The sequence below is a fragment of the Pedobacter sp. GW460-11-11-14-TSB4 genome, assembly GCF_059423705.1.
The window spans coordinates 28785-41740 of record NZ_JBWKYI010000012.1; the positions used below are offsets into that span (position 1 = coordinate 28785).

Genomic DNA, 12956 nt, shown 5'->3' on the forward strand with positions numbered 1-12956 from the left:
ATTTGTTTTTGGGTTATATTTCAAAGTATCAACATGGAACAACGACCAACGAATATGACCAAAGAAGCTCTACAGGCGCTAAAGCAAAAGTTCGAAGATGGGATGATAGACTCTGTGTGGAGCGAAAATGGAGAATTAACTTACATCATCAAAGATGGACTGGATCTAAATGAATACGCACTGGCCGCGAAACAGATACTCGAAAGTGAAGGCGATATTGCACACGATTTCACTGGCAAAGTCACCAATGAATCGAAATCCGCGTCTGCGAAATTTGAATATCGCTCGGGCTGGTTTCTGGACGGGCTGGCAGATGGTGAAATAGAGTAGCGATAACCGCTTCAAATCATAACACCTGCTCCATCCCTACTCGTAAATGGAGCAGGTGCTGGTCTTAGAGGAACGGCGCGGAGTTCAAACATCCAACACCGTTCCTGCGATAATATCTAATGAGAAGATTATCAGCGATCACAGCCATGGCCAAGGCCCGACATTGCCGGTATGCCAGCCATAGTTAATCAAAAAGTGTCAGGTCAGGTCCAGATCGGCGGTTGTTATCTTCATCCTTATTTCTTGCATTATTGATTTTGGGATCAACCTGCCAGCCCCTTAAAAGCTCATTACTTACCGGGTGCAACGCCTTTAGACGCTCCGTTACCGGAAGTTCCCGGTCAAGCCAGATTGCGCTTTCCGCTTGTGATAGGATACAGGGCATACGGTCATGGATTTTGGCTATAAATTCATTTGCAGGTTGCATAATCATCGTACAGGATGGAATAACAATGCCTGTCTTAGGATCTTTCCAACTGTCCCAATAGCCCGCCAGCAATAATACCTCACGGTCTTCACGTTCAAAGAAATAAGGCTGTTTAACCTTACTATTGCGGTCCCATTCATAAAAGCCCTCCACCACAAAAACGCAATGCCTCCTGCCAATCAGGGTGCGGTAACTTGGAAGGGCAAACATGGTCTCAATCCTGCAGTAAGTCGTGCTGAATTTAGGTACCTCTTTCGAATCAGCTGGAATAAGTCCCCATTTTACATAATGCAGTTTTCCAGGCCTGGCATCCAGTATCACGGGCATATCTGTCCCAGGGGGGCGATTGGTATCTTTTTCTTTCGATTCACCACCCAAGATTACCCCGGCTTTTGCAGCCATTGTCATGCTCTCGCCAATCAGTGTCCTTCCACACATATCTTTCCTTTCTTTTTATTTTACTTTTATAATGTCAGCCCAGCGTGTAGTATAACCTTTTGAAAGGTACTCATGCTTTAAACGCCACTTTTTCTCATACCCTTCAGTGGCCATGCGTATAGTCCCGCGACCATAGGCAAGGTTCAGCCTGTCAAGCACCGCCGATACCGAATCTTTCTTTCCACCATCATGATCTGAAAACATATTTAGCTGAAGCTCGCTTTCAGGAACCAGGCCAGTAGCAATTACCCCAGCCTTTCTGTATTTATTGCCATATTGAAAGAGTTTTTTTGCTACAGTGACCGCAATTTTGACCAAATCTGAAGTATTATTACTAGCCACCAGCAATTTATGGGTGTGCACCGGAAAATGCTGGGGATGATCTTCCCTATTCTTATTGGTATAGAGAAAAACCTGCAGATATAGACAGCGGAGCTTTTGGGCCCGCAGCTTTTCAGCCAGGCATGAGGCATACAGCGTAACCGCCTCGGCAAGGACATCCGGCTGCTCAATATAGTTCCTGAAAGAGCGGCTGACAGTAATTCCTTTTTTAGCTTCTCTGACCTCCTCTAAAGGAATGGCCGGTTTCCCCCAGAGTTCATTCCACATCCGTTGCCCCATTACAGTCATGTGCTGCTTGAACCACATCTCGGGCATATCCCGCAGCTGGGCTACCGTTTTTATCTCTAGCTCCTCGAATTTCTTATAATACTGCCTGCCTACTCCCCAAAGTTCATGCACCGGAAAATCGGCTACTGCATGATTTATCTTCTCCTCACTGTCCAAAACCATTACACCATTGTTCTTTTTGGCCAGTTTATTGGCTAGTTTGGCCAGTGTTTTAGTTGGCGCCACCCCAATCGATACCGGGATCCCTGTATTGTGGATAACAGATTTCCTGATTTCTGGCGCATATCTTTCCAGGTCAGCCACCCCGCCAAGCCAGCCAAAAGCCTCATCTATACTATAGACATCCAGGCGTGGAAACCACCTGCCCAGATGGTTCATCACCCGCTCACTCATATCGCCGTATAAAACATAATTGCTTGAGAACACCTGGATATCAAACTTTTTGATCAGGTCCCTGACCAAAAACTCCGGATCGCCCATTTTGATGCCACATAGTTTAGCCTCCTCACTCCGGGCAATCACGCATCCATCATTATTGCTTAGCACAACAACCGGTTTACCGTTAAGTTCGGGGCGGAAAAGCCTTTCGGCCGAAGCGTAAAAGTTATTACAATCACAAAGCGCAAACATGATTGTACCTCCCTACCCTTAATGTTTTTGGTAATACATTCCTGCAGATTACCGAAACTACACCCCAGATTTGCAGCAGCCCTATTTCTGTTTCCTTAACTGAATCCAGGCCGTTAATGAGCATCGGAACATTTTCTTCGATCAGGTATAAGCGGCATGAAAAGTTTCCACTAATAAAAGCAACCACCACAGCTCCCTCAAGGGCTTTGAGTGACTTATCGATCACTAATATATCTCCATCATTTATCCCGTAGGCAGACATTGCATCACCCTGCATCTGAAAGTAAAAGGTAGAATGCGGATCAACGACTAACTTTTCTGTAATATCCAACCTGCCTTCCAGATAATCTGACGCCGGAGACTGGAATCCCGAAATTTTCTGTTCTGCTCTTTTCTCAAACGACCTGATCATAAACCCATTGCCTTAATGCATCACAAAATTATACTAAAATTTTTAGCATTTAAAATCAAGGGCTTATTTAAAACACAACCGGCAGGAATATTAAGAAGATTGCCTTTCTTTATTCCTACCACTGTAGATCATTGGTTTGCCTAAGTGTAGCAAGACATATCGAAAAGCGTAGCGGGGGAATCCAAATACTTGCAGCTCATCCATAAATTACTACTTTTGGCGCTGTCTATGTTGTCACCAATAAGTTTTGAAAATGAGCACCTTATTATCCATCCATTCCGGCCCCAGGAAATGGACAGGCTAGCTGAGCTGTCAAATGATGTTTTCGAAATCCTTTCTGATGAGCTCACGCTAAAGTTTATTCCTAAGAAACGGCTTGAAAGTATCCCCCAGGCTGAAGGCTTTTTAAAATCCAGGTTGCTAAGCCACTACAGCGGAAAGAATTTTTTTCATTTCATTACAAGAAAATCTGCACAAAAGGTCATCGGCATCATTGAACTCATCAGCCCGGATTTGGCTATGGAACACTATCAACTTAAAACTTACCCATACTTTATAGAATTTTACCTTTCTTCCTCGGCTACGGGTTGTTATATCATGACTGAGCTATTGCCCGTGGTTATCGAATGTCTTTCTGATCAGGGAATCAGTCATATCGGTGCGGTTGTTCACAGAAAAAACACAGCTGCGACAAAAGTGCTCAAAAATGCAAAATTTACCTATCAAGGCCAATTTGATATCTTTCAGGACTTTTATGAAATAAACCCTTCCGCTATGCAGCTCAATCCGCAAGATAATCAAGCTTAATGGCTGGCTTTGCCAGCGGATATCAATCTCATTTGCACGAGTTAAAATTACTATGGTTTAAATAACTGGATCAGCCTTTTTTGTCCGGGACAGTATAAATGCGGTGACTAATGCCCCTGCTAAATAATACCCGATGGTAAGCAGCTTTACTCTTGTATTCCGCGCTACAGGGCGCTCGTCAAGTCCCATTGGTGCCGGCAAAGCGATCGCCCCCAGTCCTGCAGCAAGTCCGGAAAGAATGGCTTTAGGCCAGACATATTTATTGCCCCCAGTGCCGATCAGGCTATAATATAACGCATTTCCGGCCACATCCCCTGCCAGTGTAGCTTGATAAAGTTTGTCAGGATCTTCAATACCCGAGCCAAGCCAGCCCAATCCTTTATTAAGTGCTTCTTCACCCAGCAAATCAATCCTGGGCATATTATCATCACGACCTTTCAAACCCTCATGCAGGACATTGAGCACTACAGCTCCACCTAGCCCTGCCAATAAACTTTTTAATTTTTCCATCCTTAACTTGTTTTAATCCAAAGCCTATCCTAAATCCTGCCTGTTCCTCTTTATGGTTAATCCAATTAGCCCATTTTGCAATCGAGTAGCGATTAAATAACATTATCTATTAAAGAAAGATTTAAATAAAGTGGATATTTTAAAAAGTGGCTACAAAACTATCCAGCAGCGTTCAAAATTGTCACCGGCTAAAACAAAATAGGTAGAAAGCATCACTAATGATATAACAGTGGATACAAAGCAATAGCCAATTCCCTCCCTGTAGCGCAAGGCAAACCCAGTTTGGATTATCCCCCGCTAACAGAAAACGGCAAACCTTATCCAAACTAAATGGTTGTAATAAAACGACAAATACCAACACTCATGGATAAAGCAAAAAATGCAGATAAACCAGTTAAGCTTGAAAAATGGAAATCCAGTGCAGATAAATCAACTCCTCCACCCCCTGCCCCTATACCTGAAAACCAGCGGATCGGATATGCCGTGGTTGGCCTGGGCCACCTCGCACTTGAAGAAGTGATTCCTGCCTTATCAGGCTGTAAGTTTAGCCGTCTTGCCGCGCTAGTCAGTGGTGATGATAAAAAAATGGAAAAGGTGGCGTTGCAATATGGTGTAAGCCCAGGTTCTTGCTATAGCTATGAGCGTTTCGATGAAATAAAAAACAATACGGATGTTTCGGTAATCTATATCATCCTGCCTAATAGTATGCATATGGAATTTACAGTCCGCGGCGCGCGGGCGGGAAAACATATCCTCTGTGAAAAACCGATGGCTAATTCATCTGCCGAGTGCCGCAAGATGATAGCAGCCTGCAATAAAGCAAAGGTAAAACTGATGATCGCTTACAGAATGCAGTTCCAGCCCCATACCCTAAAATTAAAAGAAATGGTCAGTAATGAACGCTTTGGCCGGGTGAGGTACATTGAAACAGTAAATGGGCAGAGCAGTGCTAATCCAGACCACTGGAGGCATAAAGCCAAACTGGCCGGTGGAGGTGTACTGCCGGATATAGGAATCTACTGTTTAAACACCACACGATTTATCCTTGGAAAGGAACCAATAGAAGTATTTGCCTATCAGTATTCCACACCAAAAGACCCCCTTTTCAAAGACACAGAGGAGCTAATCTCCTGGCAGATGAAATTTGATGAAGGATTGATTGCAAGCTGTATGGCACATTACAAAATAAGGGAGGTAAAAACCATGCGCATACACGCCGAAAGGGGCTGGATGTTCATGGACCGGGCCTTTGCATACAAAGGCCAACAGCTGAAAACCTCAAGGGCCGAAGGCGAAGAGGAAATAGAGGAAACCATTAGTGTGCCTGAGCCAAACCAGTTCGGAGCGGAAATGGACCATTTCTCGGAGTGTATTTTGAGAAAAAAAGATCCCAAAACCCCGGCTGAAGAAGGCCTACGTGATCATGTCATCATGGAAGCGATTTATAAATCCGCTAAAACAGGAAAACCAGTGAAAATAATAAAAACATAAAAAGTCAGGATAGATCAATAGCCGGGTTTTGTTTCCAGCTCGGATTCGCCCAGACGGCAGCCAAACATATAAAATACCGCTTTAAGCGTGCAAATAATGATGAATATATCATCCTCAAACATCTTTCTGCAATCAACTGTTATCATTGGTAGAATATCTTAATCTGATGAGCAGTAAAAGAATCCGGGAAGCGAAATATTTTGAATTGGGCAGACAGGCCGAAAAAGATGGCCAACTAAAAGAGGCTGTTAAGCAATACCTGCTTTTGCTAAAGCGCAACCCCGCCCACATCGAAGCGAACAATCGTCTGATCATGACTTATCGAAAACTGCACGAATATTCAAAAGAAATTTCATTGATTGAAAATGCAAGCAGCGCCCTCCAGCAGGAAATTGAAACCCGGCAACAACATTATATTGACGAAAACCCTGAAAAAGCAAGAGACACAAGGGAACTTGCAGTGAGCCTTGGATTACTCGGCAAAAAAGGACTACCAATCGTTGAAAATGAGATCATCAAAAGATGGCAAAAAAGATTGCCAGTAGTACAAAAAAAGCTTGAGCGGATTAAAAAAACTAAATAAGGTCACTAACAAATCTTCTTAGGGTTTTAAGGTTTCCATAAGCATCCCCCATAGTGTTATTAAAATAAACAAAGACCTCCTTTTTTTCTAATAGCCATTCAACAATATAACTGGCATATTCCGCCAGCACATCTTCAGTATAACTGCCCCTATAATTGCCTCCTGGTCCGTGAAACCTCAGGTAACGGAAGCTACAATCGGAGTCATCCAGTGGACTCGCAGCAGATCTCTTATCGTGAGTGACAATACCAAGGCCGTTTTCCGCCAATAACTCCATCACCTCTTCCACATAAAGTGAAGCGTGTCTGAACTCAAATGCAATCTTCCATTGATTTTCCGGATCACACTCACGGAGACTAAACATTAATCTGGAAAGTTGGGCGAAATCGGCTATCCTTATACTCGGCGGAAACTGGACAAGGACACATCCCTTCTTATCTTGGGTATTGGCAATTACTTGCATGAAGCGGACGATATCCAAAGGATCAAATGCCAATTTTGGAGAATGGGTAATGCCCTTGAAAAGTTTAAAGGTAAATCGGAAATCACCGGGAACCTCTTCACTCCACTTTTTCACGGTGGACGCCATCGGAATTTTATAAAAAGAGCTGTTGATTTCGATGCTGTTCATCAGCGAGCCGTAATAGCATAGTCTTGATCGCTCCCTGAATTCCTCAGGATAGTGCGATTTATTGGGTACCGGTAATAACAGTCCACTGGTACCCGAATAATAACCTTCTGTTTTTTTGTCCATTGTTAATGGAAACATGATAAACCGACAAATTGTTGCGTGATTACTTTTCAGCGATTCATTTTAGTAGTCATAAACTAAAATGTTCTATTTAATTAACCAGTCAGCCTCCACCATCAGTTCCTTCTAATTTGAGTAAAAACTTATTTTTTACTTATTTTCCTAATATTCTATGAATAGCTTTTTCATAAGCATTTGCATATTGCATCATCCCAATATCATTAGGGTGCGTACCATCACCTGTACTCTCATAAGTAAAGCCAATCTCTTTAGCGGCAAGCAGGTGTAAATTAGGAATTACTTTTTTTAATTTCTGATAGGTACCTGATAACACAGCACTTGTTTTATTATACGGTTTGGCTAGGGAGGTATCCAAAGTTATATCTGGCAGAGAACCACTATGTTCTGTTAGTAATATCGGGGTTTTAGGATGTTTTTGATGTAAGGTCTCGACAGCCAAAGTGATTTTTTTCGCTATTTCATTTTCATCATTTTGACTATACACGATTAGATTTGGTTGGCAATCGAGTACAAAAATCTTTGCATCAATGGTATTAATTAAATTGATAATAGGCTTTTCCAACCTGCCATTCCCAGAAAAACCCAAATTTATCATTGGCTGATCAATTCTGCGGCCCAAAATACTAAACCATGTTAACCCATGCCTGGAGGTAGAACCTCCCTGCATGATAGAGGTACCATAAAATACGATTGGTTTTTCTACAGATGCAGCCTCTACTTTAAAATCAGCATTCTTAACAACGCCTATTTCTAACCATTTAGGGAAATTGTGTAAGGGTAAATAAAGCCTGAATCTTTTTACTTTTACTTTAGGATCAATATTGTCACAAGTAAAACTAATCGTATCTTTAAAACTATGGAAGCCATTGATAAAATGCCACTTTCCTGATTCGTCCTGTACATGCATATCTAAACCATTAGTCGAGATTTTGCTCATACCGTCAAAAATCAAGTATGGATTACCACATTGATATCTAACTACAATTTTCCCGGCATTAGTATAGAAATCTATGTATTCGCCTGCTGTTTGTTTGGCCAGATTCCAAACAGCCAGCCTAACACTGTCTTTTGCATAAGATGGCAAGCGGTTATAAAAGTTAATTGTATCTTTACTTTCCCAGTATTTTCCTTTTAGCACCGGATACGGACTGGAAACAGGGTTAAACCATTTCATACCATCCGATTGCTGCGCTTTAGCAATGCTAAAGCTTAAAACGCTTAATAAGAACACTAAAATTTTTTGGTATAACTTCATTATAATTTGAGTTTAGGAAATAACAGAGATACTTTAATTAACTAATTCCTGTATTTTGTCTAGATTAATATGATCTTTTGGTTTAAATTGGGAGCCGGTCATGTATTTTTCAAGACTATATAACAACTGGCGTGCTTCAGGGCGTTTATCCTGATCGCTAAGTAAGTCAATTGATGATACAAGCAGCTTCCCTTTTTCAACGTTACATTCAAAAACCAATCCCAAAGGGCGCGCGGTAAACCAATCATCTACCACCCTAACAATAGGCTTTAAATCTTTTGATACACTATTGAGTTTTATTGCACTCGAATGGGTCATGGCATCCCACCATTGCCAGTTACTGTGGTATTGGGTAGGAAATTCTGCAAGTGCAGGATGCGTAGGATTACACAAAATACCCATTGTTGTTGGTGGCTGGCTATGTGTCCATGCAGTATTCCAAAAAATTGTCGAAAAGCCAATTTTAATATCACCTCCCATTTCAGCCTTAACTGATCCTTTTTTAAGGGTGAGCAATACCTTCCCTCCAGAATTTAAGGTCGCAACCGCATTGTCATCTAATGTTTGTGTTAAAAGTATTTCTTTAGGAGCCTCAGGTAATGTTTTTGGATACACAAATATTTCCCATTCATTGCTGTGGTTTCCTATAGTTGTTTTTAAAATAAGGCGTTGTGGTGTTTTAATCGACGTTAAGCTTTGTTTAATAGTACCTATTTTTATTCCATTACCAATACCGACAGTTTCATTTTTAAAGCTTCCGTTAAACAGTTTTTCACCCTTTTCATTCTCAATAACCCAATTGGTTGCTGCATTTTTAAGCACATTGTCACTGAAATTGGCAATTTCAATTGGCACAGCTAAATCTTCATCATTATTGTAAACCATTTTCGGCAATCTGGCTAAAAGCACTATAGGCGCACAAAACCGGCTATATTCACTTGCAGAAATATAAGGCTTCGACTCCCAAAAAGCATCCAATACACCAACTAATGCAGTTCCCTGTCCAGGAAAATCATTTAAACCCAATAACTGAAATCCGGCGAAGCCAGGCGTACGCAACGCAGCTTCAATATCAGCTTTATAACAAAGCGACTGCAGTTTTCCGCTAGCCATAAAAAAGCTATCGGCCAACATCGAAAGACCATTCTCCTGTAACCTATCTTTGAATATTTCGAAGTTCTTCGCTTTTAAAACCCCGTCGTACTTTTTAATCTCATTAAAATTTGGGTATACACACCATTGACCAATTTCATGACTAACGGTAGGTTGTTTCCATTTAGCGATCGTTTTAGTCCAATCGTAGTCTGATTTTGGGGCTTCACTGTTAATGATACTTTTTAAGCCCTGCCCCCAACCTTGTATCCTCGGTTCTGGCATATTGTTGTAATCACTAGCATCATTTTGTGGCCACCCAGCTGCAGTGGTATACATTCTTCTCGGATCTTTTGCCTTCCAATAATTCACAAAATCTACCAGGTATTTTACCTGGCCTTTTCCACTCGGCTCGTTCCCGTAGGTCATCATTACAAAAGATGGGTGGTTGCCATAAGCCTTTACCATTCTTTCGCTTTCCTGGTAGACATATTTATCCAGAGGCAAGCCATCGCCAATATAAGATCCTTTATAACTGTTTGCCCATGCATCACATTCAACCTGCAGAAAAAGGCCTAAACGGTCGGCTGCAATGAAGGCAGCCTCGGGTGGGCACCAGGAGTGAAACCTCACATGGTTTAATCCATAGGCTTTTATGGTTTTAAAGTTTTTCATCCAGCTATCAACATCAGTTGGTGGAAATCCTGTTTTAGGAAAAGCCGCACAATCCAGCGCACCTCGCAAAAACGTAAGCTCATCATTTATGGCAAACTGGGTTCCCTTGGCTTTAAATTCCCTCATGCCGAAGGTGATTTTTCTGGCATCGATTTCTCCTTGTTTTCCCATGTTTAAATTAACGCGCATTTCATATAAATCCGGATGAAATTCGTTCCATAACTGCGGTGTTGCGCCCATCGGGTAAACCATTTCAATGGTTCTTTCTTTTTCGGCAACTATTACATTTTTACTCAAAGGTTTCAGCTTGGCACCAGTTGATCTGTTCGCTGTAGCTAATAAATTTAATCCTATTGATACAGGTGCGCCAGTAGTGTTTTTAACCTGTATTTTCGCTAATACTTGTTTGTTTTTAACATCAGGATAAAGCTGCACATCGTCAATAAAAACATTCGCACGTGCGATAAGGCTTAATTCACCAACCATGCCGTTCCAGTTAGTTTGGGTATGATCGCTGATGCTGTGGGCATTTTCGCCAACTTTAAAAGATTTCGACGAATTATCAATTTTGACAGTTACACGGTGCGATCCAGGTGTTAATTTATTACCCAGATCAAATAATTGTGCTGTGGCCAGACTGTTGTTTGTACCGACTTCTACCCCGTCAACCCACACCGTTGTTTCCCAATGACTTCGCTCTATCAAAAGTTGAATCCGTTTATTTTTCCAGGCGGCAGGTATATTTACCGTTTTTTGGTACCAGGCGGCACCCACATAAGATTTTGTTGGCTGTAGCCAGAATGGGATTTTGATATTATCTGGCTGCCTATATTTGGCATATTCGTCGCTGGTAAACCAAGATTTGTCAACAATCTGACCTGTCCATTTGGTATTTACGGTGATGTCGTTGCCTTTGCCATTGGTTGTCATTGAACCAGGCAGCTTAATCTTATCATTTAATTCCTTATTAAACCATTTTTCATCTACGCCCTTATCTAAAGAATCGACCTGAAAATTCCAGATACCTGAAAGCTCAATATGAGCATTATTTTTTGACTGTGCTGCAGCTGTATGTATTAAACTTAGCAAGGCTAAGGATAGCATACCTAACCTCAAAATATTGTTTTTCATTTAATCAAGTTTTACACTGTTCATGATAACAAACAGCATAGCCCCTAGTGCAAAATCTTAAAGGGGCTATGTAATCTTTGATATCTGTCGATATCAGGATATTTTAAACTAATAACCTGGATTATTCCCTTTTATCTGCTTGTTTTGGTCTATAACATTTTGCGGGATCGGAAACAAGTAATTTTTAGATGCAAAGAATTTCCTGTCGCCGCCTACTGCTGGTACCACAGTATAGGTTACATTACTCCCGTTTGTAGTAATTTTCATCCCATGCAGAGGTTTATTGAGGTTAACTTCTGCAATTCTCCATCTGATTAAATCCCAATAACGCTTGTCTTCTAAAGCAAGTTCAATTCTTCGTTCTCTTCTTATTGCCGTTCGCATTTCAGCTTGGCTTAAACCGGCCGGTAAATTCGGCAAATTACCTGCTCTGGTTCTGATTCTACCTATAGCATTATAAACCGATGCATCAGGTCCTACTGCTTCATTTTGAGCTTCTGCATAGTTTAGCAATACTTCAGCATAGCGGAATATGTTATAATTTTGATCGCTGGTACCTACATCCCAATTGGCTGCCCCGAGTGTAATTTTATCATTCAAACGTTTACGCATATAGTAGCCTGTTTGGGTAGCATCGTTTTTATCTGCCAAATCGATGGCATTTGCAGCATTATCCCTCATCGAAAGGCTTGTGTTATACCAGTAACATCCATCAAAATTGATAGATTGATAAAATCTTTTTTCCCTACCCACATATGGTTTTTGCGGGTCGTAACCAGAGGAAGGATCAGTAATTACTTTTCCGTTGGCCATTGCATAATCATCAACCAATTCTTGTGTAGGATTAACCCCGCCCCAACTTGTTTCTGCATCATTTCCAGTGAAAGTTGGTCCACATGTACCATCAATTACCCCACCCTTAACAGTAGCGATATACTCTCTGTAAAAAATACTCTCTTTACTGGCATTACCTTTCTTCAAGAAAAAAGCTTCATAATCAGGATCTAGATCATAATTTTTAAGGTCATCAATAATTTTTTTATTACTTGCCGCGGCATCGCTCCATTTATTGGCAAATAGCTCTACCCAGCCCTTTAATACCATTGCTGTGGCTTTTCCGATTCTTCCGGAACCTGGTGCATCCGGAAGGTCTGCATATGCGTCGGCACACTCTTTAGTGATAAACTGCATGGTTTCATCAGCAGTATTGCGTGGTTTAAAAATAGCATCTCCCTGATCTTGTGATAACACATCCGTGATAATCGGCACACCGCCATAGGCCATCCAGAGTAATTGATAATAATAGGCACGTAAAACCTTTACTTCGGCCAGACTTGATTTTTTGAAGGCTTCTGGCAGGCTTGAGGCACTAACATTTTTAATGAAAAGATTACATTTTCTAATGTAGGAATAGTTTCTTGTCCATCCATAGATGTTTCCAATATCCCCCCCTGGAATAGAATTAGGATTAACAATCATCTGCTGAACAACCTGTCTAGAACCCGGCCATGGAAACCCACAGATCGAATTATCAGACCAGTTTTCAACTGGATCATACCAATTATTGCCGTCAGGAAGTCCCTGATAGATGTCGTTTAAAAATAGGTTACTAGCTCCCTGATCAGTCCAAACATTAGCCTCCGTTAACCGGTCTCTTGGAATTACATCAAGCTCACTATCCTTGCAGGCTTGCACCGTAAGCAACACACAACCTGTTGCAATCAATAAATTATATTTTGAAAATAGCTTAGTCATAATTTCGGTCTTTAGATA

Annotated in this window: 12 protein-coding genes; 4 read left to right on the forward strand and 8 right to left on the reverse strand. The window is 41.4% G+C overall.

Features of this window, described 5'->3' with window-relative positions:
• Window positions 1-54: 54 nt before the first annotated feature.
• The gene (locus AC07YT_RS13695; protein ID WP_494945362.1) at window positions 55-330 is read left to right on the forward strand and encodes a hypothetical protein; all 276 of its coding nucleotides are present in this window, start codon (window positions 55-57) and stop codon (window positions 328-330) included.
• Between the two features lie 184 nt (window positions 331-514).
• Here AC07YT_RS13695 and AC07YT_RS13700 read toward each other — a convergent pair whose 3' ends face one another.
• From AC07YT_RS13700 to AC07YT_RS13710, 3 genes are read right to left on the reverse strand one after another with little or no spacing between them, the layout of a single operon-like run.
• Window positions 515-1195: an SOS response-associated peptidase gene (locus AC07YT_RS13700; protein ID WP_086546895.1), complete on the reverse strand. Its 681-nt coding sequence runs from the start codon at window positions 1193-1195 to the stop codon at window positions 515-517.
• Between the two features lie 15 nt (window positions 1196-1210).
• Window positions 1211-2455: a Y-family DNA polymerase gene (locus tag AC07YT_RS13705; protein WP_086546896.1), complete on the reverse strand. Its 1245-nt coding sequence runs from the start codon at window positions 2453-2455 to the stop codon at window positions 1211-1213.
• Complete coding sequence (locus AC07YT_RS13710) at window positions 2439-2867, reverse strand: S24 family peptidase (RefSeq protein ID WP_086546897.1); 429 nt, start codon at window positions 2865-2867, stop codon at window positions 2439-2441. The genes AC07YT_RS13705 and AC07YT_RS13710 overlap by 17 nt, the downstream gene beginning before the upstream one ends.
• Window positions 2868-3056: 189 nt before the next feature.
• Between AC07YT_RS13710 and AC07YT_RS13715 the strand changes: the two genes are divergently transcribed.
• Window positions 3057-3674: a GNAT family N-acetyltransferase gene (locus AC07YT_RS13715; protein ID WP_145954255.1), complete on the forward strand. Its 618-nt coding sequence runs from the start codon at window positions 3057-3059 to the stop codon at window positions 3672-3674.
• Window positions 3675-3731: 57 nt separating this feature from the next.
• Here the strand turns inward: AC07YT_RS13715 and AC07YT_RS13720 are convergent, their stop codons facing one another.
• On the reverse strand, window positions 3732-4184 hold the full coding sequence (locus AC07YT_RS13720) for a hypothetical protein (protein ID WP_086546899.1): 453 nt from the start codon (window positions 4182-4184) through the stop codon (window positions 3732-3734).
• A gap of 363 nt (window positions 4185-4547) precedes the next feature.
• Here AC07YT_RS13720 and AC07YT_RS13725 point away from each other — a divergent pair, with 363 nt between their 5' ends.
• Window positions 4548-5675, forward strand: a complete 1128-nt coding sequence (locus tag AC07YT_RS13725) for a Gfo/Idh/MocA family protein (RefSeq protein WP_494945363.1) — start codon at window positions 4548-4550, stop codon at window positions 5673-5675.
• Window positions 5676-5841: 166 nt separating this feature from the next.
• Window positions 5842-6258: a hypothetical protein gene (locus AC07YT_RS13730; protein WP_086546901.1), complete on the forward strand. Its 417-nt coding sequence runs from the start codon at window positions 5842-5844 to the stop codon at window positions 6256-6258.
• Here AC07YT_RS13730 and AC07YT_RS13735 read toward each other — a convergent pair.
• The 4 genes from AC07YT_RS13735 to AC07YT_RS13750 form a co-directional block, all read right to left on the reverse strand.
• Complete coding sequence (locus AC07YT_RS13735; protein WP_086546902.1) at window positions 6251-7012, reverse strand: DUF72 domain-containing protein; 762 nt, start codon at window positions 7010-7012, stop codon at window positions 6251-6253. The genes AC07YT_RS13730 and AC07YT_RS13735 overlap by 8 nt on opposite strands.
• Before the next feature lie 151 nt (window positions 7013-7163).
• Window positions 7164-8285, reverse strand: coding sequence for an SGNH/GDSL hydrolase family protein (locus tag AC07YT_RS13740; RefSeq protein WP_086546903.1), 1122 nt, complete (start codon window positions 8283-8285; stop codon window positions 7164-7166).
• Between the two features lie 33 nt (window positions 8286-8318).
• Entirely contained in the window at window positions 8319-11183 is a 2865-nt protein-coding gene (locus tag AC07YT_RS13745; protein WP_086546904.1) for a DUF8487 domain-containing protein, read from the reverse strand.
• Window positions 11184-11291: 108 nt separating this feature from the next.
• On the reverse strand, window positions 11292-12938 hold the full coding sequence (locus AC07YT_RS13750) for a RagB/SusD family nutrient uptake outer membrane protein (RefSeq protein WP_086546905.1): 1647 nt from the start codon (window positions 12936-12938) through the stop codon (window positions 11292-11294).
• Window positions 12939-12956 lie beyond the last annotated feature (18 nt).

Bases quoted from the DNA above. Each gene is read 5' to 3' on its own strand.
- AC07YT_RS13695 (WP_494945362.1), top strand. From the start codon at position 55: ATGACCAAAGAAGCTCTACAGGCGCTAAAGCAAAAGTTCGAAGATGGG.
- AC07YT_RS13700 (WP_086546895.1), bottom strand. From the start codon at position 1,195: ATGTGTGGAAGGACACTGATTGGCGAGAGCATGACAATGGCTGCAAAA.
- AC07YT_RS13705 (WP_086546896.1), bottom strand. From the start codon at position 2,455: ATGTTTGCGCTTTGTGATTGTAATAACTTTTACGCTTCGGCCGAAAGG.
- AC07YT_RS13710 (WP_086546897.1), bottom strand. From the start codon at position 2,867: ATGATCAGGTCGTTTGAGAAAAGAGCAGAACAGAAAATTTCGGGATTC.
- AC07YT_RS13720 (WP_086546899.1), bottom strand. From the start codon at position 4,184: ATGGAAAAATTAAAAAGTTTATTGGCAGGGCTAGGTGGAGCTGTAGTG.
- AC07YT_RS13725 (WP_494945363.1), top strand. From the start codon at position 4,548: ATGGATAAAGCAAAAAATGCAGATAAACCAGTTAAGCTTGAAAAATGG.
- AC07YT_RS13730 (WP_086546901.1), top strand. From the start codon at position 5,842: ATGAGCAGTAAAAGAATCCGGGAAGCGAAATATTTTGAATTGGGCAGA.
- AC07YT_RS13735 (WP_086546902.1), bottom strand. From the start codon at position 7,012: ATGGACAAAAAAACAGAAGGTTATTATTCGGGTACCAGTGGACTGTTA.
- AC07YT_RS13740 (WP_086546903.1), bottom strand. From the start codon at position 8,285: ATGAAGTTATACCAAAAAATTTTAGTGTTCTTATTAAGCGTTTTAAGC.
- AC07YT_RS13745 (WP_086546904.1), bottom strand. From the start codon at position 11,183: ATGAAAAACAATATTTTGAGGTTAGGTATGCTATCCTTAGCCTTGCTA.
- AC07YT_RS13750 (WP_086546905.1), bottom strand. From the start codon at position 12,938: ATGACTAAGCTATTTTCAAAATATAATTTATTGATTGCAACAGGTTGT.